This window comes from Sporosarcina sp. Y1004 (assembly GCF_057669665.1).
The window spans coordinates 24,202-47,183 of record NZ_JBYHFQ010000019.1; the positions used below are offsets into that span (position 1 = coordinate 24,202).

Consider the following 22,982-nt stretch of genomic DNA (forward strand, 5'->3'; position numbering starts at 1 on the left):
TGGTCACAACCGGGAAATATATGGGGAATTCAACTCCGTTGAGAAAGAAAAAAAGGAAAGTTAAGCCAATGAAGCTCAACTATGAAAATTTATGGCAGCATCGGGCGCAATATTTAATGCTTTTACCTTGTATCCTATTCTTCATCATTTTTTCTTACTTACCAATGGCTGGTATGGTACTGGCATTTAAGGAGTTTCGATTTGATACAGGCATTTTTGGTGGTGCTTGGGTTGGGCTAGAATACTTTCGACGGTTTTTCCAAGATCCTCAAAGTTGGACGTTTATAAAAAATACACTCATCATCAGTTCGATGAAATTAATCCTAGCATTACCATTTCCAATTATTTTGGCACTCATGTTTAAAGAAATAAAAAACGATAAAATCAGGGGGATTTTTCAAAGTATTACTTACTTGCCCCACTTTCTATCGTGGGTAGTGGTTGTGGGAATACTTCAGAGTATTTTAGCACCAAACACAGGGTTGTTTAATCAGGCACTGTCCTTTTTCGGCGGTGATGGAAGCAAGTTTTTCTTAATGGATGAGGCAAGTTTCCATCCAATAATGTTTTGGAGTTACGTTTGGAAGGACATTGGCTGGAATTCAATTATCTATTTTGCAGCGATTGCTGGTATTAACCCTGCTCTATATGAGGCTGCAGCAATTGATGGAGCGAATCGGTGGAGGCAAATCTGGCATATTACACTAACGGGGATAAGGCCAACAATCTTAATCTTGTTTATTCTCTCGTTAGGAAATATTCTATCTGCTGGGTTTGATCAAATCTACCTGTTGAAAACGCCTGGAAATACAGAGGTTTCCGAAATCATCGACACGTACGTAATACGTACTGGACTTCAAAGCGGTCAATTTGGCTATGCGACAGCAATTGGAATGATGCAAGGTGTTATCGGATTGATCGTTGTACTTGTCGTCAATCGTTTTGCAAATAAGAAGTTTAATACATCGTTATGGTAAATGAAAATTACAAGGAGGAATTTACAATGAAGAGGTTATCACATCGATTATTCATACTGTTATTGGCGGGTGTTTTATTACTCACTGCCTGTTCAAATGATACAGACGACAGCGCGGGACGCGAAAAGCCTGAGGGAGCGCCAGATACATGGATTGCTGACCGAACAATAAAAGGATTAGTGTTTCAGGGCGCAGGAGATACATCTGCAGAAATAAACCCGGAAATCGCTGCAGAATTAAAGAGAAAAACAGGAATTACATTAGAATTACAAGGGATTACTGGAAGTTCGACGGATGCATTGACTTCAGGGTTGGCCGCGGGTGATTTACCAGATTTTATCGCCTATTATTTAGATCATAGTGGACGACCTGAAATGCAAGTATTGTTAAAGGCTGGTCGTGAGGGCATGTTCCATGATTTAACGCCTATGCTACAAAACTCAACTATTTATAGTAAGTATTTTGAAGAAGGTTACTTACCGAAAGACACAAGAGACAATATTATGTTTAGGGATGAGTTTGACAAAGAAAGCTATTTTGTACATATGTCAATCCCACGTGAGGAAGGTACAGTAACTCGTAAATATGTTGGAGGACCGTATATTTTAAAAGACATCGTTGATGAATTAGGCATCAATCCAGCAGAAATAGACACAACGGAAAAGCTACGTGAATTAGCTGAACAGATAAAGGAAGGTAATTTCGAAGACAATAATGGGAAACCAATAACACCGATTGGTCCAACGGCATGGGGTGGACAAGACAGAGACTTTATTTTTAATGACCTAGTGTGGACTGGTGCAACAGGTGAGAAGTTCTTAAAAGATAAAGTTGGAAAAATAAAGCATGAATCACAAACAACTTACGGACTAGAACGAGTCGAATTTATTAGAGGATTATTAAACGAAGGGCTACTACATCCAGAGTTCTTCACGATGGAAGAAAACAGAGCGAAAGAAGGCATTGTAAACAAATCGTTCGGTATTGTTTCTGATATGCATAATTACGTTGTACAAAATAATGACATGAAATATGTTCCACTTGGACCTATAGATACAGTGAACGGCGATTATAAAATGCAGTTGTCTTACAAATCTGGATATGCCGGATGGTCAATTCCTACAACAACGAAGCACCCAGAGGATGTAGTGAAGTTAGCCGACTTTTTAGCAAGTCGTGAAGGGAAATTATTAAGTCAATATGGAATTGAGGGTAGAGATTATACGTTGAATGAGGATGGAAATCCGATTGTGAATGAAGAAGTTTTAGCGTTAAAAGAAAATGATCCAGCTGAAGCAGCGAAGCTTGGTTTCAGAGGCGCTGGCTCCTATTGGGCTGAGCATCTTGGCTATACGGATATCGATAATATGGCGGATTTCGGTGAATATGAATATGGCGAAAGTATAGCCAATGACAATCAACAAGCTTCTCAAAAAATAATTGAACTATGGAATTATGATGAAAAATTTGCAAATGCCAGTGTAATTGATGGGTCGACTTCTAAATCATTTATCTTTGAATTTGACAATGGTGACAATTTAAATATCGCTTTAGATACGTACAATGAAAACTTGTTGCGAGCTTACTATAGTAAAACGGATGAAGAAGCGAAAGAAATTCTACAACAATCAAAAGAGTTACTTGAAAAAGCTGGATTAGATGAGTATATAGAGCTGATCGAGGAAAAAGAAAAATCAGGAACGACAATTAAGTTTTAAAACTAAATAGCTTGTTTTCTTTAGTAAAGAGAGCAAGCTCCTTTTTAAGGAGGGGTTGGCATGTCAGATGGGCATAGTAAGTCATGGCGTTTCTTTAAAATATTAAATATTGTCATTGTGGTTCTACTTTGTTTAACAATCATTCTCCCTTTTTTGAATATACTAGCCCTCTCATTTAATGATGGAACGGATGCCCAGCGTGGCGGAATCAGTTTTTTCCCTCGAGATTTTAGCTTTGAAAACTATGTAGAGGTATTTAAGGAATCAGCCATACTGAGTGCATTTGGTATAAGTTTGTTTAGAACGGTAGTAGGAACGGTTATTAGTGTGTTTTTAACTGCAATGGCAGCTTATGCACTTAAAACAAAGACCTTACCAGGAAGAAAGTTCATTACATTTTTCGTCTTTTTCACGATGCTATTCAGTGGAGGAATTGTACCGTATTACTTGGTTTTAACTGAGCTCCAATTAACAAACACGATTTGGGTATATATTATTCCAAGCCTTTACAGTGTGTGGAATATTTTAATCATGAGGACGTTTTTCTATCAAATTCCAGACAGTATTGAGGAAGCAGCTAGAATCGATGGTTGCACTGAGTTTCAAATATTCTTGAAAATCATTCTTCCAATGAGTAAGCCTGTGATCGCTACAATTGGCCTATTTACTGCTGTTGGTCATTGGAATGATTGGTTCTCGGGGTCCTTCTATGTTAGAAATCCTGACCTTAAACCACTCGCAACGCTGCTTCAAGAAATGTTAACGAGTCAACAAGCATTAGCCGATAGCTTGTTGAGAAACTCTGGTGCCTATGCAGCTTTAGAGAATATAACGGTAACAGGTGATTCGTTGAAGATGGCAACGATAATCATAGTTGTTGCACCAATCGTCATGGTTTATCCGTTTATCCAAAAGTATTTCGTGAAAGGTGTAAATATTGGTTCAGTTAAAGAATAGGAGGTTGAATGATGAAACTTACTGTGGGAGAAGAAGGGAAGTTCAGGATTTTGCAATTTACGGATTTACATGTGGGTTCAATGCCATTTCATGATCATGATGATCTTACGTTTAATCATTTAAAAGAAATGACTGAGAAAGCCAATCCGGATTTAATTGTCATTACAGGAGATTTAATATGGTCTGAAGGTGTACCAGGTCCTGAAAAAAGTTTTGAAGCATTAGTAGACGTATTAAATGCATTAAATAAACCAATAGCGATTACATACGGTAATCATGATGCAGAAGAAGGCATTACACGTACGCAATTACGAAAGATGGAAGAAAAAATTGGACAATTGGTTGAGAAAAAGCATTTGCATGTTGTTGAGGATAGAGCTTCTTATTGTGTTGAAATTAATACCAATGAAGGTGATGTTTCACATGTACTCTACTTAGTTGATAGTGGTGCAATTGACCCGTTAAAGATTGGTACATATGAGTTTGTCCATCCTGACCAAGTGACGTGGTTTAACAAAGTTTCCGAGTTATATAAGAATAGGGAGAACGAAGTGAAGCAAGATTTATTGTTTTTACATATTCCACTTCCGGAATATAAAGATGCATGCATGCATGGAAAAGTAAATGGTCAAAGATATGAGAGTATCTCTTCACCTATGGTCAATACGGGATTATTTACGTCGTTATTACTAAACGGACATATTGCAGGCGTATTTTGTGGCCATGATCATGACAACGACTTTGTTGCCGATTATCATGGCATTCAATTAGGCTACGGTAGAGTGAGTGGGTTTCAGTGTTATGGAGAGCTTGTGCGTGGTGCCCGTGTAATCGAGATGAATCACAAACAATTATTTCAGACATATCTCATTGAAACGAACAACTATAGAAATTATAAGTAAATGAAAAACTTCAAAGAAATTCCTAATTTTAAATATCTATTCATTCCTTTATTAGTAGAGCAATTTTTTCAACTATTACTAGGTAACATGGATGTGCTAATGCTTAGCCAGTACTCAGATAATAGTGTTGCTTCCGTTGGGCTAGCAAATCAATTAATCGTCGTCACAACTATGATATACGGATTTATAAATATTGGAACAACGATTCAGCTAACCCAACTTTCAAGTACGGATCAAAGGGAAAAAAGCGCAAAAATATTTACACATGCAATATATTTAAATGTCATTTTCACTATCATTATGATGACTATACTACTCTTTTTCAACGAAACTTTACTAAAATTAATTCAAACACCAGAAAACTTAATGGCCGAAGCATCGATTTACTTAAAAACAATCGCATATGGACTCATTTTTCAATCCATTATGGGTTTGATGGGAAGTGTTTTTAGAAGTTATTCGATGGTTAAGTTTGTGATGTCTGTGACAATATTCATTAATGTATTAAATATTATATTCAACTATACAGTCTTATTTACACCCATAACCATTTTCGGCGAAGGCGTTTTTGGTGTTGCAGTTTCGACCAACATAAGCCGGATGATTGGTATGATTATCCTGAGTATCTATTTTTTGAAGTATAAGCAACTCCTTTTTGGTTTTATAAATTGGAAAAGTATTGAATTGAAAGTCATAAAAAAAGTACTTGTACTTGGCATTCCTTCAGCCGGAGAACATGTTTCTTACAACTTATCGCAAGTGATCATCACAGGTTTTGTCGCAAGTTTGGGCGCTGCTACGATAACAGCGAAGATTTATACGCAAACAATTACTTCGATGGTATTTGCATGTTCAATGGCAATATCGCAAGCAGCTCAAATCATAACTGGTAAGCTGATTGGCAGCAATATGAAGGATATGGCTTACAACTTTTCAGTGAAGTTATTAATGAAGAGTATCCTTGCAACCACTACTTTAACAGCTGTGATTGCATTGTTATCTTCATTTATTATTACCTTATTCACCACAAATGAAGAAATCATTCAACTGACGATTCCGCTATTTTTTCTAAGTGTTTTATTAGAACCTGCTAGAACAGCAAATGTGATCCTTGTTTCAACTTTGAATGTAGCGGGAGATGTGAAGTATCCTGTATTAATCAGTATTATTGTAGTATGGGGGTTTGTCATTCCGATGAGCTTTATCGTCGGCGTTTGGTTAGGGTACGGGTTAATAGGAATTTGGATTGTATTTATAGTAGATGAGTGGATTCGAGCTTTATTGTTATTTTTACGCTGGAAAAAAGGCCATTGGCAAACCTTGAACATACTGGTGGATTGACAATTTTGTATAGATAAGAACAGCTGTAAGGGAGGATGTCATGATGAATAAAGACGAACGATACCGGTTTATTTTAAGTCAATTGGAAAAGTACGACAAAATAATGGTCGCCGATATTGCAAAGAGTCAAAATGTCACCCCCGAAACGATAAGAAGAGATCTGGCAGATCTTGAGATGAATTCACAACTGACACGTATTCATGGTGGGGCGGTTCCTTTTATACCTACTCAAAAAGAGATGGTCTATGATAGTAAAATGTCATTAAACTATGAGAATAAGTTGGAAATCGCCAAAAAGGCCGCGGAGCTCATTCAGCATGGAGATACGATAGTGGTAGATGTAGGTACGACAACGGTTCACATTGCAGACATGATTGAAGATATCCAATCATTAACGATTGTAACGAACTCTTTGAGTGCAGCCATTCGGTTTAATTTAGCGATTGAAGAAAAACGTATTTCAGGACAAGTGATTATGCTACCTGGAATTACGCATCCTGAACAATCATCTGTGAAAGGCACATACACCGTTGAATTTCTAAAAAGATTTAATTTTAACAAGGCCTTTATATCTTGTGGTGGGGTGACCAAAGACGCTGTCTATGATTTTGATATGGATGAATCACTCATATCAGAAGTCATGATTCAGCAAAGTCAAGAAGCCGTTTTGCTTACCGATTCATCCAAGTTAAATAAAAAATCGGTATTCGAAGTAAGTCCGATTTCCAAACTAACCAAAATCATTTGTGATCAAGAAAAACCGTTAGACTGGCTCGAAAGTGGATATGAGTGGATATCTGTTACTGATCCAGTTTTGCAATAGGAGGATGAATCGAATGAAAGTAGACTATCATATACACCTTGAAGAAGGACCTTACTCGGAATCGTTTGTTGAAAAAAGTTTGCAAGCAATGGAGCATTTTGAGCCAAGTCAAAAAAGTAAGCATACGAAAGAATGGTTGGTCGAATCCAGTGATAGGATGAGTAAACGTTTAGATGAAAGTGAATACTCTACATGGTGGTTGGACTTCTATTTGCAAGAAGCATTAAATAAAGGGATTAAAGAAGTAGGTATTGTTGATCATTTATACAGATTTAAGGAAACAAGAGATTACTTCACTAGATACATAGATGTGCGTTCGGATGATATAGGTAAGCAGCAAGCAGATTGGTTAGATAAAGTGATGGTAAGAAGTTTACAGGATTTTGTTTCGTTCATAACGATTGCAAAAAAAGAGTGGAAGTCAAAAGGTGTGACACTGAAGTTAGGAATAGAAGCAGACTATTTTGTTGGCGGAGAAGATGAATTAAAATCAATCTTAAGTGACTTTGACTTCGATTATGTAATTGGGTCTGTTCATTTTTACGATGGATGGGGATTTGATAACCCTGCTCTCCAAAATAGATTTAAACTATACGATGTAAATGAGCTTTACAAAAATCATTTTGAAACAGTCAAAAAAGCTGCGTTGAGCGGAATCTTTGATTTCATCGCGCATTTAGATAATATAAAAGTTTTTAATCACCGACCTCCTGAAACAAGTTTGGTCGATGTGTATAAAGACGTAGCGAAAGTGTTAGTTGAAAATGATGTAGCAACAGAAGTCAATGCAGGATTATATTACCGCTATCCTGTTAAAGAATTATGTCCAAGTCCTAAGTTTTTGGATATCTTAATAGCGGAAGGGGTAAAGTTCACTACATCATCTGACTCGCACTACCCGAATGATGTAGGTATTTACGCAGATCAAATTAAGAGTATGTTAATTGAAAAAGGTGTTAAAGAGGTAGTGACTTTTACGGATAGAAAAAGAGTCATGAAACCTTTTCACTATGATCATCTCGTTGTTTCGTATTAACTAGGTAACTCATTAAAACTGCATTATAAAAAGACCAGACAAATTGGGAGTGTCTGGTTTTTTTAGGTGTGTTGTGAGCAAAACTAATCAGAGAATACAATGCAATTGCATAGTTTAAAAGAGGAAGACAAACACAAACACTTACTTGGTATATTTTAATTTTTTAATTAAAATTTGAAGTGTCATAATTTAACAATATATATCGCTCCTTCCACTAAATAGGATTCCATTTTTGAACTTTACATATACTCAAATAAACTGTAATATCAATCATTGGGGACTGCTAAGGGAGGGAATGAATTCATATTTTGGGGACAGTTACATAGTTTGCGATTGACGCAACGAGATGAAACGAATTTTTACATCTTAACAACTTAGAGTGAGGGGTGCGTGTCGTTGAATAACAAGAAAAAAGATATAAAACAGGAAAGCGCTATGGAGCGATTGGGGATTTCACTAGCGAATTGGAGTGAAAAGTGGTTCCCTGATGCGTATATTTTTGCGGTAATTGCAGTCGTTTTAATTGCAATTGTTGCCTTACTTATGGGACGGACTCCCGTTGAAATTGGTGTCGACTTTGGTACTCATTATTGGGACTTAATACCTTTTACAATGCAAATGGCCTTTATTATTATTACTGGATACGTCGTAGCTTCTTCTAAACCTGTTCATACATTAATTGCAAAACTTGCTGAAATTCCTAATTCACCGAAGAAAGCAGTCGCTTTTGTAGCGTTCTTTTCTATGTTTACATCTCTCATAAGCTGGGGATTTAGCTTGGTGTTTAGTGGAATTCTTATTAAAGAAATTAGCAGACGCGTCGACGGTGTCGATTACCGTGCGATGGGCGCGGCAGGATTCCTTGGGCTTGGAAGTGTTTGGGCACTAGGCCTCTCTTCTTCAGCCGCATTGCTAATGGCGACGAAAGCTTCAATTCCGCCAGCTTTGTATGAAATCAGTGGTACGATTTCGATGTCGCAAACAATTTTCACTTGGCAAAACTTAGTCATGATCGTTGTTCTAATCACTTTATCAGTGTGGATTGCTTATGTATCTGCCCCTGGTAAAGACAAAGCGAAGACTGCCGAAATGGCTGGTATTGATTATAAGAGAATTGGTTCCCTTGATAAGGAAAAAAAGAAGGCTGAAAGGCCGGGAGAATGGCTTGAATACAGCCCTATCTTAACGCTTTTATTGGTCGGTATCGGCTCGATTTATATTATAAATGTGATTGCGCAAACAGGACCAATCGCTGCTCTTAATCTCAACAATTACAACTTCATGTTATTAATGTTAGGATTGCTTTTGCACTGGACACCAAGAAACTTCTTGAATTCAGTTGCCAATTCAGTACCTGCCATTGGTGGTGTGCTCATTCAGTTTCCTCTCTACGCAGGAATTTTCGGAATCTTAATGAACTCAGGACTGAATGATGTGGCAGTGAAGTTCTTTCTATCGATTTCAACTGAAAATACGTTTCCGCTAATTGCCGGGATATATTCAGCCATTTTAGGGTTGTTTCTCCCTTCAGGCGGTGGAAAATGGATTGTGGAAGCACCGTACTTGCTCGCAGCCGCAAAAGAATTAAATGTGAGCATGGCCTGGATTGTACAAGTATATAATGCTTCAGAAGCACTACCCAATATGATAAATCCATTCTTTATGTTGCCTTTATTGGGTGTTTTGGGTGTCAAAGCAAAAGACCTTGCCGGATATTCCATTTTACAATTGATATTCCACGCACCCGTGGTCCTATTCCTAGTATGGATTTTGGCAAAAACAATGCCTTATATAGCTCCTATCTTTGAATAAGTTTACTAGATTTTTGACCCTTGGGAACTCTAGCGGGAGGCATTTAGATATTCCCGAGTAACGGTTGCTTGGTTGTGAGACAAATCGGAATTGTACTAGAACCAGGCACCTTAAATTCATAAACAAAAAACCAGACATTGGCGAATGTCTGGTTTTTTGTTTATGATTTTTCAAGTACAGGTATCCTTCATTAATCTGCGTCTTAGAAACCTGTTATTGATGAATGAAAATATCCGTGATCTGGTAGGACCCGAATTCATCAACAATGATTGTATAGTCTTTTTCACGCTCGTAGTAGATGAGTTCTCCTGTTGCTGTGGTAAAGTCGAATTGTTCAAGTGTCGATACATAAGCTATTTCGTCGAGAATTTCAATCCCAGTGACTGTATTGTTTGTGAAATTAAATGTCATTCCTTGACCCGAAATCTCTGCTACATAGTCCTCCAGTTCACCATACGCCGCACTACCGGGCAACACCATGTCTTGAATCCAGTAAAAATCTTCATCTTGCAAGGCCATAGCATAATTGTCACGAAACGTGAGGATGAAACTTTCCAATTCACTTTCATCGAAATAGACAGTAGAGGTGACAGGGACTTCTTCGTCCACGACTTCCTCTTCGACGTACTCCTCGTAATTGTCTTCCGCTTCCGTTGTGGTACTAACATCGGCGTACTCATCATAGAAACCAAATACCTCGGCAACTTGATGATTCGTCATAGGGGATTTAGCCCAGGAATCCAAAAGGTCGACCATGCTATACATGGGTATCGAGAAGGCAAAATTGTTTTTATTTGTATAAAGAAGTGAGTTAATGCCAATTACTTTTCCAGATTTAGCATCTAACAGTGGACCGCCACTGCTTCCTTGGTCAATTTGTGCATCGACTTGATAGACATTGTCATAGCTGAATTCAAAATCAATTGTTCGATTAATGCCTGTCAAATAGCCGACAGAAGCGGAGTTTTCAAATCCTTGGGGGCTGCCAAGCGCAATCACTTCGGTTCCAATCGCAGATTCTTGCATTTCAACAGAGAGCGGTTCCGCGTTTACATAGTCCGCAACCTGTATCAATGCAACGTCATAAAGATTTGATATGCCGATGACTTGCCCAGGTGTGTCCTTGCCGCTCGAATCTCGGACAATAACCTCCGTGTAACCGACGACAACATGCGCATTCGTTACGACCAGTCCGCCTTTTTTATATAGGAAACCGGATCCGAGTCCCTCTTGCGTGAAAATCGTAAAGACCTTTGGCAACGATTCTTTAATAACTGCCGTTTTTTCTTTTTCAAGACTTTGTACACGTTCCACTTTCTTAACAACAGGCTGCACAACCTGTTCCACTTCTTTTGGTTTTTCCACAGCCACGCTCTGAACCATTTCGCTAGGCTTCTTGTCGTTTAACACTTGAACAAGCACATATCCGACTCCTGCCAATAAGAAGACAGTAAAGACGATGCCTATCCACAACCACTTTTTTCCGGATTTCTTCATAGAAGTACCGCAACTGCCACAAAACAGTGAAGTAGCTTCGTTTTTACCCCCACACTTCTGACAAAACATGGCCATACCTCCAGTAGTTTATTACTATAAGTATCACCCTATTCGACTCAAATTGAAAGAGTGTTTTGAATTAAATATATCCATGCAAAGGAAAGCTTAGAATTATGGGGGCTGTCAGATGTTCGTGTAGTTATCAGTCTGCATACAAGGATTATTTGATATCAATTAGTACTTTCGAAATCTATTTCTATGGAATTAGGTGGTTTTTGAAATAGGTATAATAGCATAAAAATCGTTGACTTAATCTGAGAATGACGGTAAATTTATGTAGAGAGTTGATTTGCCGAAATACTTTTATTATTTACATATACCAATTAATTACTCGAATGTTGTGGGAAAAACTCGAAATTTAGCATTATCATTTTAGGTGTCTTTCACTATGAAATAATAAAGCCACTTTGAACAATATAAATTTACGTCTAGTAAGGAGGGGGGTACTTGTTTTCACGAATGAAAAAGAAGAAAAAGTTAATGGCTTATTTGGAAGAGGAAAAAAGCTCATATCCTCAAATTTTTGAAATATCTCCTGATATTCTTCTCTTCGTTATTGATCTAAAAGGGAGAATTGTGCATATCCGTGGAGGGAGTAACCAATTAGCGGGAGCTAACGTTGAAGATATTATTGGGGGAAAGTATAGCAATTTCATATATAAAGAAGATGTAGAAAGGGTCGAAGGCTATTTCACCAACGTGCTAAAAGGAGAAGCTCAATATGTAAACTATAGAGTCTTAAATAAAAATGGTGAAATTATTCATGTTGATGTTACGCTGACACCCATTCAACTAGAGAATGACGAAGTAATCGGTATATATGGATTAACACATAATATTTCCGATAAACAAGAATTGAAGCAGGATATACAAGAAATGCAAGAAAAACTACAATCACTAATCCATTTTTCTCATGAAATTATCGGCATCCTCGATTCAGATGGAACAATCGTTTTTGAGAGTCCATCAATTGAAGCAGTTCTGGGTTATAAAGTGGAGGAGCTTACCGGGAAAAACTTTTTTGATTTGATGCATCCTGATGACCTTCAATCGAAAAAGGGCAAATTCAAAGAAGTTCTCAATCGGGCTAATACACCCTTTACGGTAGAGCTTCAATTAAAGCATAAAAATGGGGAATGGCGTGATGTTGAGGTCATCTATACGAATCTCCTCAATACACCAAGTGTGAATGGGATCATTTGCAATATCCATGACATTACTGAACTAAAAGAGCAGCAGCGCGAAATTCACTATATGGCTTACCATGATTATTTAACTGAATTACCAAATCGACGAGCTTTTGAAAATGGGGTGGATCTTGAAATCCGACTAGCGAATGTCGATAAGCGCAAATTCGCCGTTTTGTTCCTTAATTTAGACGGGTTTGGCTTTTTAAATGATTCATTAGGTCATGATATCGGTGATCTTTTATTAATTGAAATCGCAAGGCAATTAAAAAATACGCTTACTAAAAACGTCAAAATGATAGCGAGAATCAGCGGAGACGAATTCGCGATTTTAACAACAAACCTTCAAGAAGCTCATTCAATTGAACAAATTGCAGAAGAGGTACTGCAGGTTTTTGAGCAATCATTTGACATTAAGGACTACACTCTTTCCATTACAACGCGTATTGGGATTAGTATTTACCCTGAATCAGGAGATGAAGCTGTTTCGCTGATGAAAAATGCGAGTTTAGCATTGTACCTTGCGGAAAAAGCGGGAAACAATAAATATAAAATTTTTTCACCATCCGCCAATGTCGGCACATATAAGACTTTTTCATTAAGAAATGAGCTCAAGAAAGCGTTAGAAGAAAATCAGTTTCTCGTCTATTACCAACCGATTGTACATGCGCGGACGAATCAAATTGCTAGTGTAGAAGCACTAATCCGCTGGAATCATCCCGATTGGGGAATCGTTCCTCCAGATGAATTCATTCCGCTGGCTGAAGAATCGGGATTGATTACTCGAATCGGTGAATGGGTATTGCGGACAGCTTGCAAGAATGTATGCTTATGGCACAATGCCGGGCATTTTATTCAGGTTTCTGTTAATTTGTCACTTGTGCAGTTTTTACAAACAGGTTTGGTGGATATGATTTCTAATGTGTTACAAGAAAACAAGTTAGATCCAAAATGGCTTAACATTGAAATTACTGAGAGTACGTTAATGGATCAAGAAGAAAAAGTGTTGAGGAAAATAAAGAAATTGCAAGAGATGGGTATACAAATCTCCCTTGACGATTTCGGTACGGGCTATGCTTCTTTTAAAAGTTTGCGAGATATCAAACCGGACATATTGAAAATAGATCGAGACTTAATAAAGGACATACCTACCGATAAGGATAGCGCCGAAATTGTAACTTCAATTATTCAGTTAGCCAATAGGCTGTCCATAAAAGTGGTAGCGGAAGGTATCGAAACGATAGAACAGAAGGAATTTGTAGCTGATTTACAATGCGATTGAATTCAAGGTTATTTATTTAGCAGGCCTGTTTCAGAAGAAAATATCATCAAGTTACTTGCAGGGCAATTGAATCCTGAAATTGAATCTATACCATTTAAAGAAAAAAGAAAGTATTTTAGAATTGATTTTAAGTATCCACTCGAAGCACTTATGACGATCTCCGAATTGAATGGCAAAAAGGTTCAATTGGGAAATACAAAAATAGTAGTTGAAAACATAGGACCGGGCGGATTACGTTTTTTATCGAACATTAAACTTCCCGTAAGGTCGGATATTATATTGAAATTTCAACTAACCATAATGAACGAAAAAATGACTATTTATGGGACAATTACGTTTGATGGAGAACAGGAAAGCCTCAACCAATATGGTATTAAATTTATGGTGGATGAGAAGGAAAGAGAATACTTTATCAAGCATTTCAATCAATTCCAACTGCAGTTGAAAAATGACCCTCTCTTACCGGGTCATTCTTTTATAATAGACAGCGTGGGGAAATACTTTAAGGAATTGTAGGATTTCTAAGGCGTTTGTTGGTCAAACTAATTGGGGAATGCACTGGAATGGCATGGGTATTTATTTGTTTGAGGTTGTGTCCAACAAGGATAATAATCAGGTTTTGTCGAACTATATAAAGTAGGATTCATAGCTCTGTAACTAACAATAAAGAATTTTAATAAAAAAACATCTCGAAAGATGTTTAGCAAAAATGTATGAATAGGGAGTAGATTTCTATTTCCAAGGTGAATTCATCTGTCTTTTCATTTTTTCTATTTCAGAGGTTAAATAATCAATCTGTTTTTGCATATTTTTACTATCTCCAGCATTATTTTGTTCTTGCCGTGCTTCTTCTAATGCTAGGACTGCTGCCAAAGTGGATAGGGCATCCCCAAATGTAGTTATTACGCCTGCAATGACAGCAAGTTTAGCACTTTCACTGTCTGTTTGATTTTGACTATCTTGATTTTGATTGGAAAAGAATAAACTGCTATTATTCAAACTATTAACCTCCAATCACTTTCACGTACTGTGTTTAATATATTCAAATATGTACTATTTCGTGAAAAAAATTTTAGGTAATTAAAACATAGTACGACCATTATGTGCAATTGGAATTTGATAGTTGGTAAGATTAATTTGGGGAATGTCATATTACAAAATAAAAATCTGAATGCTACAGTAAATGTATCCAGGAGGGACAAAATGGTGAATAAATTTGAGTACGAAGTGATGATGCCATCAAAGATTGAACCAGGAAAAAATCTACCTGTGTTATTTGCTCTACATGGCATTGGCTACAATGAACAACATATGCTAAGTGTTTTTGAAGATGTAAAAGAGGATTTTATTTTAATTGGCATCCGAGGTCATTTGGAGCATGAAAAAGGATATGCGTATTACCGTTTGAAAGGATACGGAAATCCGGATCGGGGCCTTTTCGACGAAAGCATGAAAGACTTGGAAAGCTTTATCGAATATGCATGCGCAACCTATCCGATTGACCGTGGACAAATATACTTAGGCGGCTTTAGTCAAGGAGCTATATTATCCAATTCACTTGCGTTAGTACTAGGGGATAAAATTAAAGGCATCGTTTCCATGAATGGTTATATTCCAGATTTTGTAGTGGAGGAATATCCAATGAAACCGATTGATCATCTTTTAGTTTATTTATCAGACGGCGAAACAGACACTATCTTTCCGCCGGAAGTCGGGAAAAAGAATGATGCCTATTTTAAAGAAGCAGGCGCCACTGTAGATTATAAAACCTATCCGACGGGCCATAAAATTGGAGAGGCTAATAAAAACGATCTTAGTCGCTGGCTGACTGAGACCATACGTTGAATTAGGTTGCTTACATGAAAGCTGAGCGCTCCAAACAAAAAACTTATACGTTGTAAAAAGGAGGAAATATCTATGAATGCAAATCAAATAAAAGAAATTGCTACCTATTTAGTTGCAGGAGAAGTAGAAAAGCGTGAAATAGAAAAAGTGACAGCCCGTTTGAAGCCCGATTTAACAGTTGAAGAAGGGTATCTCGTTCAACAAGAGCTGGTTTCTATGAAGTTGGCTGAAGGTCGCAAGATTGTTGGGCCTAAAATGGGATTGACGTCTCAAGCTAAAATGCAGCAAATGAATGTCGATGAACCCATTTATGGATACGTTTTCGATTATATGTTGATTGATAACGGAGGAGAGGTTTCTCTTAGTGATTTAATCCATCCGAAAGTGGAAGCGGAAATCGCATTTGTGATTGGGGAAGACATTGTAGGACCTGGTGTGACAGGTGAACAAGTGTTGGCGAAAACCGAATCGGTTGTTCCAGCGCTGGAAATCATTGATAGCCGTTATGAAAACTTCAATTTCACACTACCTGATGTAGTGGCGGACAATGCTTCCACGTCGAGAGTCGTATTTGGTACGACTTTGAAAAGTCCAGACCAATTCGAACTCGATTTAATCGGCGCTACATTAACGATAAATGGAGAGTTGAAGGAGTCAGGAACAGGAGCGGCGGTTCTCGGTCATCCTGCAAATGCGATTGCGATGCTCGCCAATATGCTTGCGAAAAAGGGCGACAAGGTCCGTAAAGGAGACGTCATTTTATCAGGTGCACTCACTGGAGCCGTGTTACTTGAAAAAGGCGATGTAGTCAGCGGTAAATTCGATGGTCTTGGTGAAGTATCATTTACTGTAACCGAATAAATTCTAGTGTAAGAAAGGAGAAATTTTATGCCGTTAATCCAGGTAAGTATTATAGAAGGCAGACCGAAAGAGAAAGTTGCCGAATTGATTGGGAATATTACGCAAACAGTTTCTGAAACATTAGATGCGCCAGTAGAAAATATTAGAGTGCTTGTCACTGAGATACCTAAAACGCATTGGGGTAAAGCTGGAAAGCCAATTTCGTAAAATGAAAATGAAGTAGTTATTATAAAGCCTGCCCATACAAGTGTTATCGATAAACTTTTGTACCGCCGCGACAATAACCAACTTACTGTACAGTACGCAAAAACATTAGCGCAAGCTTTGAAGAAGTCGTTACAGGAAGCTTTGGAAAGTTTGGATGTAATGAAGGGAATAGAATTGTTGAATTAAGTACGTGTTGCATAAATTCAAAAAAGTAACGCCAGAGTAAAAACTGGCGTTACTTTTTTGAATTTATGCAAGTTGTTGTAAAGGCCTTGGTATCAAGCGCGACCTTTTAAAGAGGCGCGGGTTTTCTAATGTTTTGAGACGGCTGTCAAAAATGAAATTACCAAAGAACAGCGTCAATTGTAAATTTGAAAGGCCATTTTACCGCAATCATCGTATACACAATGGCAACCATATACGCGAGGGGCATCGCAATGAACAACAAGAGTAGCAGTGAGCTACCTACCTTCCAGGAAACCCATGAAACGAAAACATCCCAGTATATTTTTAAACATGATATCGCTCCTAAAATCTTCATTTTACCAAACCCCATTTTATAAGAAGAAATGGATTATCTATAGAAATCGAATTGACTAGTAGATTGATGAAAAACTAATGAGCGAATCAGGTGCGTGAGATGTTACCATCGTTTTTGTGTCGATATAGGTCGAAATATATACTCTGGAATTTAATATAATTAAGTTTAGTAAAATAGTAGGTAAAAAAGCATACTTAGTGTATAATAAAGGAAGTAGAGACAAATAGATTACAGATTTTCATAGTTATATATGAGGGGGGATTCTCATCGGAAAATGGTTTGGGAAATGGAAGTGTAAGCTGTCAGGGTATCATCGGATGAGTTACAACTCTGATAGTTGCAGTCGTTGTGGATATGTTCGGAGAAACGGCTAGACAATGTAGTAGAGAAACTATATTTTAAAAAAGGCCACCCATCGATGAATCATCGACAGGTGACCTTTTTTGTGTTGTTAAATTTCAGATAGTTGTGTATGTGAATGATTCTTTCTATATGTTTTTCCAAACATGTGAGTCGATTGTCTTTATTTCATACACTGGCACCTTTTACTATGTCTTTGTGTCAGCACAGGTGCTGCTCACTACTTATTCAGAGTTGTATTAGAATCAGGCACTCAAATTTAAAGAGACGTGCCGCTCGGTTTTTCTAGCATTTTCAGACGGCTGTCCAAAATGAAGTTACCGAATGGAATAAAGGCGGAAAGAACAGCGCCAATTGTAAATTTGAAAGGCCATTTTACCGCAATCATCGCATACACAATGGCAACCATATACGCGAGGAATATATAGCCATGAAGGGTTCCGATAATAGTCACGGCACTCGGCATACCAAACCAATATTTAAGGGGCATCGCAATAAACAACAAGAGTAGTAGCGAGCTCCCTTCGAGGAAACCCATGAAACGAAAACGGCCCAGTGCATTTTTAAACATCATATCGCTTCTAAAATCTTCATATTACCAACCCACAGTATATAAGAATTAAATGACTAAGTATAGAAATTGAATTGACTGGTTGTTGACGGAAAAATAATTACTAATAAATCTTGAGAGTAGGAGAGTTTAACTGCTATCTTTTTTGTAATTAGTTTTAGGCACCTTTCAATCAAGCCGCCAACCAACTTTAGCAACTATCCAACAAAACCATCCAACTGTCCAACCATCTTCATAAGGTCTCCAACAAAGTACAGTCGTGCATAGAAGTACTATTTCTGTAAACAATGAAGTCATGAATGAAAATGAGGGAGTGCAAATTATGACAACCGCCTATAAAGGGACAAATAAATTGATTGCAGGGATTGTGTTTGGGGTTTTAACATTTTGGCTTTTTGCTCAAGCGATGGTCAATGTCGTTCCTGCAGTTCAGGAGGATCTAGGTGTTTCCGCCGGGACAGTCAACATCGCCATTAGTTTAACAGCACTTTTTTCGGGTATTTTTATCGTCGCTGCAGGTGGTCTTGCAGATAAAATTGGTCGGAAAAAAATAACGAATATCGGACTGCTCTTAAGTATTGTTGGATCACTTTGTTTAGTGTTAGCAAATGGTTCGATATTACTCATTTTGGGTCGTGTCATTCAGGGTTTATCGGCTGCTTGTATTATGCCTTCAACAATTGCCCTCATAAAAGACTACTTTGAAGGGGCTGAACGTCAACGGGCACTTAGTTATTGGTCAATTGGTTCTTGGGGTGGTTCCGGTGCTTGTTCGTTATTAGGCGGAGTTATTGCAACCTATTTGGGATGGAAGTGGATTTTCATCTTCTCCATTATCTTTGCAATTATTGCATTGTGGTTAATAAAAGACACGCCTGAAAGTAAAGCGAAACAATCGGGTAACTCTAAATTTGATGTGAGTGGTCTACTTGTTTTCGTAGTCACACTGCTGGCATTGAATATTTTTATCACACAAGGTTCTGAAATTGGTTGGACAAACTGGATTACGATCTTACTGTTAGTTGTCACAGTCATTGGTGCAATTGGCTTTATAAAAGTTGAAAAGGGTAAATCGAATGCGCTTATCGATTTTGGGTTATTTAAAAACGCGCCATACACGGGTGCAACCGTTTCAAACTTCTTGCTCAATGCTGTTGCCGGAACGCTTGTTGTTGCGAATACGTATGTTCAAGAAGGAAGGGGTTTTACATCTTTTCAATCGGGTATGCTTTCAATAGGTTATCTCATTGCTGTACTTGCAATGATTCGTGTTGGAGAAAAGATTCTTCAAAAAGTTGGTGCAAAAAAACCAATGCTTTGGGGTACGACTTTGACGCTTATCGGTGTTGGGGTGATGGGCTTAACATTCTTACCGGATGTTGCTTATACAGTCGTTGTCTTTATAGGATTCGCTTTGTTCGGTTTAGGGTTAGGGATCTATGCAACACCATCTACGGACACCGCGGTTTCGAATGCACCTGATGATAAAATTGGGGCAGCATCGGGTATTTATAAAATGGCAAGTTCCCTGGGTTCTGCATTCGGGGTAGCGATTTCTGCGACTATCTATGCGATGATTTCAGCCACTAGTGGGGTAGATGCAGCGGCAACTGGAGGTATTGTTGCCAATGTGATTTTCGCAGTTATCGCGTTGTTATCAATTATCTTCATGGTTCCAAATAATGCTGGTAAGAGCGAAGTTAAATAAGGGGTGTTTTAGGTATGAAAGAAAAATTAATGAATATGTTGGATGAACGCAAAGATGAAATGATTCAAATTCGCCGTTTTTTACATGAACATCCTGAATTATCATTTGAAGAAGAAAAAACGGCTCAGTATATTACTGACTTTTATAAAGGAAAAGACGTCAAAATACAAACAAATGTCGGGAATGGTTACGGCATTATTGTGAAAATTGTAGGTGGGAAACCTGGAAAAACAATTGGATTGCGCGCAGATTTTGACGCGCTTCCAATCGTAGAAGAAACGCCTGTGCCGTTCAAGTCGAAAAATGAAGGTGTCATGCATGCATGCGGACATGATGGTCATACGGCCTATTTGTTAGTGCTTGCAGATTGTTTAATTCAACTGAAATCAGAACTATCGGGAACCATTACAATCATTCATCAGCATGCTGAAGAGGTTCCACCAGGCGGAGCAAAAAGTATTATTGAATCGGGACTGCTGGATGATTTGGATGAAGTGTTTGGAATTCACTTGTTACCAATCGCTCCTGTTGGAATGGTTGGTTACAATAAAGGTTATGCGTTTAATGGACGGGCATACATGAAATTGAAAATTCAAGGCAGAGGTGGGCATGGATCATCCCCTCACTTAGCGAATGATGCAATTGTCGCGGGTGCTCATTTTGTTACCGCAGTTCAAACCATCATCAGTCGCAGATTAAGTCCATTTGACGTTGGGGTCATTACGATTGGCTCATTTGATGGAGCTGGAACGTTTAATGTGATTAAAGACAGTGTGGAGCTGGAAGGCGATATCCGTTATATGACTGTTAAAACGCAAGAAACGATTGAACGAGAAGTTAAACGATTAGTCAAAGGACTTGAAACAGAGTTCGATGTCAGTTGCGAACTTACGTATACACCAGATTATCCACCCTTATACAATAATCCAGAGCTTACAGAAATAGTCGCCGAAGCACTTAAAAACGCAAATGTGAAAGAAATTACAGAGGTAAAAGAACTGCCACCAATGGCACCTTCCGAAGATTTTGCTTACTATGCTGAAAAGTTTCCGGCTTGTTTCTTTTATATTGCGTGTTCACCCAAAGGTGTTGAAAAACCCTATTTCAATCATCATCCAAAGTTCGACATCGACGAAGATGCACTCCTAGTTGCAGCAAAAGCAGTGGGACAAGTTGTTTGTAGTATGCAGGAATAGAGTGGAGGAAGTCGTTCAATAAGTGGTTATTGAACGGCTTTTTTGTGTTTTGGATTTCGAAGAAAATTCGGTAATTTATAGAAAAGTGTTCTACCGCCAAGGGAGTCTCCACCGAAAATCCCGAAGCGTCCATCAAAGTCCTGAAAATATCCAACCAAAATGTCAGGTACCTGTTCAGAAAACGCAGTCGTTGTGTGATGCAGTAATTTTCACTTCCATCATGCCAGAACTTCATATTTGAATGTGATAAATGACTAGTACTATAAGTGGATGAATGGTATAATATTTCCAATAATTGCCGAGAGAGGGGGGAATTAATTGAGGAGGATATTCCTTATTTTGATGACTTGCTTCTGTTTAATCTTAATCGCACCTACTAACGTTCATGGTGAAAATGCGGGAGTTTCTACGGATCCTCCAAGTGGCGAGAAAGTTGGAAAGTCTCGAAGCATTTTGTTTGGTAATGTAAAGAAAGTAGACAATGTGTTGAAAGAGAAAACAGAGTCTATTGGAACAGTTCTACAAGAAACAGTTAATGGACAGCATAAAACGGAAACGAATTTATCCGAAGCATCGGAAAGTAAGCCTGTCACTTCCGGGATTGAGGCTATAGGGAATTTACTAAATACGACAGTTACCGATACTGTGGAGAAAACTACCTCTGAAGTGACAAATGCGGTCATTGACACAACAAATTCGGTCGTAAATGGATTGCCAACCGTTCCTGTCGTCAAGGATGTAAATGAAACAGTTAAGAAAGCAACTTCTTATGGTCAAATCGTCGTTGAACACACAGGGGAATTTTCTAATGAAACTCTGAAATCTACAATCGACGTTTCTTTAGAAATGGTTATTGAATCTGTTGGAACAGTTGCTAAAGTAGCAAAAATGCCACAGGAAATTTTTAAGGAGGAGGGAAAGACCAATAGTGGGAATGGAAATGTCTTCACTAATACAAAAGAGCATAATCGAGATGTCGGTTCTGGGGAATTTATTACACCTTTAGCGCCTGAAATTGGGACAGATGTATTGTATAAACAAGTCGATACTAGTGAACTGAAGAAACATAGTGATATCGACTTGGATGATGGAATTAAAATCAGTATGAATGTCGAGGGTAACCTCGACGTAGATTCTATTCTAGGAGCAACTACCGTAGACCGACATTCGATTGTTAAGGAATTAAAAGTGCTTGAAAAGACGAATGGTTTGATTGACCCATTTGGAAATTCTAAAACTATCATGTTAGAAAATGAAAATGTTGATAATCCTAATCTTCCAACTGCACCTAGTAAGAAGTGGGATCGTCTGCCGGTGGCTATCATTATGGAAACTACACCGCCTACAACATCTTCAACTTTACAAATAGGTGGACAAAGTGATTTAAGTTGGGGAATCGTTGATGTGTTCATTCTGCAATCTTCAAGCGGGGGAAAGTGGACGCGTATGAATGAGTACGCAATGGTTAAGTGGGCTCATGCTCCTCCCGGAGAGCCTCCACAACAACCTCCTTTATTAATGTGTAATGAACATAATAAAAGGGGATGAAAACAAATGCATAACAACGTGGAAATCAAGGGTTTATTGGAGCGAACAAAAACTATAGATATGATACAGAGTACAGACCAACATTATGTTGTTGGTCAACTTGCGGCAAGCATTGCGCATGAAATACGAAATTCCTTAACAGTCATTAAAGGGTTCACGAGATTAGGTGAGAAAGGGATACCAACTGAAAACTTTGATGTAGTTATGTTTGAAATTGAAAAGATAGAAGAAGTATTAAATGATTTGTTACTTGTAGCTAAACCGCAAATTTTCACTTTTGAAGAATTGGATATGCAGAAGGTTCTTAAGAGTTCCTTGGAAATATAGGTTTGTTTACTTGAAGTTATTCACATAATACTAGAGAGTCTCCAACATGTTTTAGCCCTCTCTATTTTAGTCTAGACTCCGTACGCCAGCTGCTTTGATATAAAGTAATTTTACAGATTTTATCCTAAATCCACTCAAAAAAGCCCTATCTCTCATAAGTATGAGAAATGGGGCTTTTCTAACGATTCTTTAAAAATGGATGCATTCAGACCCATTATTACTTCAG

Annotated in this window: 21 protein-coding genes; 17 read left to right on the plus strand and 4 right to left on the minus strand. The window is 38.0% G+C overall.

Going from position 1 to position 22,982, the window contains the following annotated elements; genetic code table 11:
- Positions 1–68: 68 nt before the first annotated feature.
- From AC25Y6_RS13190 to AC25Y6_RS13225, 8 genes are all read left to right on the plus strand, one after another.
- Positions 69–977, plus strand: a complete 909-nt coding sequence (locus AC25Y6_RS13190) for an ABC transporter permease (protein ID WP_482104369.1) — start codon at positions 69–71, stop codon at positions 975–977.
- Between the two features lie 26 nt (positions 978–1,003).
- A complete protein-coding gene (locus tag AC25Y6_RS13195; RefSeq protein WP_482104087.1) occupies positions 1,004–2,695 on the plus strand; it encodes an extracellular solute-binding protein in 1,692 nt (563 codons plus the stop codon).
- A gap of 60 nt (positions 2,696–2,755) precedes the next feature.
- Positions 2,756–3,652, plus strand: a complete 897-nt coding sequence (locus tag AC25Y6_RS13200) for a carbohydrate ABC transporter permease (RefSeq protein WP_488140932.1) — start codon at positions 2,756–2,758, stop codon at positions 3,650–3,652.
- An 11-nt stretch (positions 3,653–3,663) separates the two neighbouring features.
- Positions 3,664–4,554 carry a metallophosphoesterase family protein gene (locus tag AC25Y6_RS13205; RefSeq protein WP_482104085.1) on the plus strand — a complete coding sequence of 297 codons (891 nt, stop codon included), beginning with the start codon at positions 3,664–3,666 and terminating at the stop codon, positions 4,552–4,554.
- Positions 4,555–5,895 (plus strand): MATE family efflux transporter, encoded by a 1,341-nt coding sequence (locus tag AC25Y6_RS13210; protein ID WP_488143349.1) that lies wholly within the window; start codon positions 4,555–4,557, stop codon positions 5,893–5,895.
- A gap of 43 nt (positions 5,896–5,938) precedes the next feature.
- Positions 5,939–6,718, plus strand: a complete 780-nt coding sequence (locus tag AC25Y6_RS13215; protein WP_488143350.1) for a DeoR/GlpR family DNA-binding transcription regulator — start codon at positions 5,939–5,941, stop codon at positions 6,716–6,718.
- A 13-nt stretch (positions 6,719–6,731) separates the two neighbouring features.
- Positions 6,732–7,754 carry a histidinol phosphate phosphatase domain-containing protein gene (locus AC25Y6_RS13220; protein WP_488143351.1) on the plus strand — a complete coding sequence of 341 codons (1,023 nt, stop codon included), beginning with the start codon at positions 6,732–6,734 and terminating at the stop codon, positions 7,752–7,754.
- 396 nt (positions 7,755–8,150) lie between these two features.
- Positions 8,151–9,566 carry a short-chain fatty acid transporter gene (locus tag AC25Y6_RS13225; RefSeq protein ID WP_488143352.1) on the plus strand — a complete coding sequence of 472 codons (1,416 nt, stop codon included), beginning with the start codon at positions 8,151–8,153 and terminating at the stop codon, positions 9,564–9,566.
- A 213-nt stretch (positions 9,567–9,779) separates the two neighbouring features.
- Here AC25Y6_RS13225 and AC25Y6_RS13230 read toward each other — a convergent pair whose 3' ends face one another.
- The gene (locus AC25Y6_RS13230; RefSeq protein WP_488143353.1) at positions 9,780–11,132 is read right to left on the minus strand and encodes a trypsin-like peptidase domain-containing protein; all 1,353 of its coding nucleotides are present in this window, start codon (positions 11,130–11,132) and stop codon (positions 9,780–9,782) included.
- A gap of 438 nt (positions 11,133–11,570) precedes the next feature.
- Between AC25Y6_RS13230 and AC25Y6_RS13235 the strand changes: the two genes are divergently transcribed.
- Entirely contained in the window at positions 11,571–13,592 is a 2,022-nt protein-coding gene (locus AC25Y6_RS13235; RefSeq protein ID WP_488143354.1) for a sensor domain-containing protein, read from the plus strand.
- A 66-nt stretch (positions 13,593–13,658) separates the two neighbouring features.
- Positions 13,659–14,108 (plus strand): PilZ domain-containing protein, encoded by a 450-nt coding sequence (locus tag AC25Y6_RS13240; RefSeq protein ID WP_488143355.1) that lies wholly within the window; start codon positions 13,659–13,661, stop codon positions 14,106–14,108.
- Positions 14,109–14,324: 216 nt separating this feature from the next.
- Here the strand turns inward: AC25Y6_RS13240 and AC25Y6_RS13245 are convergent, their stop codons facing one another.
- Positions 14,325–14,591 carry a hypothetical protein gene (locus tag AC25Y6_RS13245; RefSeq protein ID WP_488143356.1) on the minus strand — a complete coding sequence of 89 codons (267 nt, stop codon included), beginning with the start codon at positions 14,589–14,591 and terminating at the stop codon, positions 14,325–14,327.
- A gap of 204 nt (positions 14,592–14,795) precedes the next feature.
- On the opposite strand from AC25Y6_RS13245, the gene AC25Y6_RS13250 reads away from it, so the two are divergent.
- The 3 genes from AC25Y6_RS13250 to AC25Y6_RS13260 all read left to right on the plus strand — a co-directional run bounded on the left by AC25Y6_RS13250 (position 14,796) and on the right by AC25Y6_RS13260 (position 16,505).
- Complete coding sequence (locus AC25Y6_RS13250) at positions 14,796–15,437, plus strand: alpha/beta hydrolase (RefSeq protein ID WP_482104077.1); 642 nt, start codon at positions 14,796–14,798, stop codon at positions 15,435–15,437.
- Positions 15,438–15,509: 72 nt separating this feature from the next.
- Positions 15,510–16,298 (plus strand): 2-keto-4-pentenoate hydratase, encoded by a 789-nt coding sequence (locus AC25Y6_RS13255; RefSeq protein WP_488143357.1) that lies wholly within the window; start codon positions 15,510–15,512, stop codon positions 16,296–16,298.
- Between the two features lie 27 nt (positions 16,299–16,325).
- Positions 16,326–16,505: a 4-oxalocrotonate tautomerase gene (locus AC25Y6_RS13260; RefSeq protein WP_482104075.1), complete on the plus strand. Its 180-nt coding sequence runs from the start codon at positions 16,326–16,328 to the stop codon at positions 16,503–16,505.
- A gap of 343 nt (positions 16,506–16,848) precedes the next feature.
- On the opposite strand, the gene AC25Y6_RS13265 is transcribed toward AC25Y6_RS13260, so the two are convergent.
- Both AC25Y6_RS13265 and AC25Y6_RS13270 read right to left on the minus strand, forming a co-directional pair.
- Positions 16,849–17,046, minus strand: a complete 198-nt coding sequence (locus tag AC25Y6_RS13265) for a hypothetical protein (protein WP_488143358.1) — start codon at positions 17,044–17,046, stop codon at positions 16,849–16,851.
- Positions 17,047–17,665: 619 nt separating this feature from the next.
- Positions 17,666–17,977 (minus strand): DUF3817 domain-containing protein, encoded by a 312-nt coding sequence (locus AC25Y6_RS13270; RefSeq protein ID WP_488143381.1) that lies wholly within the window; start codon positions 17,975–17,977, stop codon positions 17,666–17,668.
- Between the two features lie 319 nt (positions 17,978–18,296).
- Between AC25Y6_RS13270 and AC25Y6_RS13275 the strand changes: the two genes are divergently transcribed.
- The 4 genes from AC25Y6_RS13275 to AC25Y6_RS13290 all read left to right on the plus strand — a co-directional run bounded on the left by AC25Y6_RS13275 (position 18,297) and on the right by AC25Y6_RS13290 (position 22,756).
- Positions 18,297–19,685 carry an MFS transporter gene (locus AC25Y6_RS13275; protein ID WP_488143382.1) on the plus strand — a complete coding sequence of 463 codons (1,389 nt, stop codon included), beginning with the start codon at positions 18,297–18,299 and terminating at the stop codon, positions 19,683–19,685.
- A gap of 14 nt (positions 19,686–19,699) precedes the next feature.
- Entirely contained in the window at positions 19,700–20,881 is a 1,182-nt protein-coding gene (locus AC25Y6_RS13280; protein WP_488143359.1) for an amidohydrolase, read from the plus strand.
- A 318-nt stretch (positions 20,882–21,199) separates the two neighbouring features.
- Entirely contained in the window at positions 21,200–22,429 is a 1,230-nt protein-coding gene (locus AC25Y6_RS13285; protein WP_488143360.1) for a hypothetical protein, read from the plus strand.
- Between the two features lie 6 nt (positions 22,430–22,435).
- On the plus strand, positions 22,436–22,756 hold the full coding sequence (locus AC25Y6_RS13290) for a histidine kinase dimerization/phospho-acceptor domain-containing protein (RefSeq protein ID WP_488143361.1): 321 nt from the start codon (positions 22,436–22,438) through the stop codon (positions 22,754–22,756).
- Positions 22,757–22,982 lie beyond the last annotated feature (226 nt).

Coding starts and splice junctions, on each gene's coding strand:
- AC25Y6_RS13200 (WP_488140932.1), top strand. CDS start 2,756: ATGTCAGATGGGCATAGTAAGTCATGGCGTTTCTTTAAAATATTAAAT.
- AC25Y6_RS13220 (WP_488143351.1), top strand. CDS start 6,732: ATGAAAGTAGACTATCATATACACCTTGAAGAAGGACCTTACTCGGAA.
- AC25Y6_RS13250 (WP_482104077.1), top strand. CDS start 14,796: ATGGTGAATAAATTTGAGTACGAAGTGATGATGCCATCAAAGATTGAA.
- AC25Y6_RS13270 (WP_488143381.1), bottom strand. CDS start 17,977: ATGTTTAAAAATGCACTGGGCCGTTTTCGTTTCATGGGTTTCCTCGAA.
- AC25Y6_RS13260 (WP_482104075.1), top strand. CDS start 16,326: ATGCCGTTAATCCAGGTAAGTATTATAGAAGGCAGACCGAAAGAGAAA.
- AC25Y6_RS13265 (WP_488143358.1), bottom strand. CDS start 17,046: ATGAAGATTTTAGGAGCGATATCATGTTTAAAAATATACTGGGATGTT.
- AC25Y6_RS13205 (WP_482104085.1), top strand. CDS start 3,664: ATGAAACTTACTGTGGGAGAAGAAGGGAAGTTCAGGATTTTGCAATTT.
- AC25Y6_RS13255 (WP_488143357.1), top strand. CDS start 15,510: ATGAATGCAAATCAAATAAAAGAAATTGCTACCTATTTAGTTGCAGGA.
- AC25Y6_RS13190 (WP_482104369.1), top strand. CDS start 69: ATGAAGCTCAACTATGAAAATTTATGGCAGCATCGGGCGCAATATTTA.
- AC25Y6_RS13215 (WP_488143350.1), top strand. CDS start 5,939: ATGAATAAAGACGAACGATACCGGTTTATTTTAAGTCAATTGGAAAAG.
- AC25Y6_RS13195 (WP_482104087.1), top strand. CDS start 1,004: ATGAAGAGGTTATCACATCGATTATTCATACTGTTATTGGCGGGTGTT.
- AC25Y6_RS13280 (WP_488143359.1), top strand. CDS start 19,700: ATGAAAGAAAAATTAATGAATATGTTGGATGAACGCAAAGATGAAATG.
- AC25Y6_RS13210 (WP_488143349.1), top strand. CDS start 4,555: ATGAAAAACTTCAAAGAAATTCCTAATTTTAAATATCTATTCATTCCT.
- AC25Y6_RS13290 (WP_488143361.1), top strand. CDS start 22,436: ATGCATAACAACGTGGAAATCAAGGGTTTATTGGAGCGAACAAAAACT.
- AC25Y6_RS13230 (WP_488143353.1), bottom strand. CDS start 11,132: ATGTTTTGTCAGAAGTGTGGGGGTAAAAACGAAGCTACTTCACTGTTT.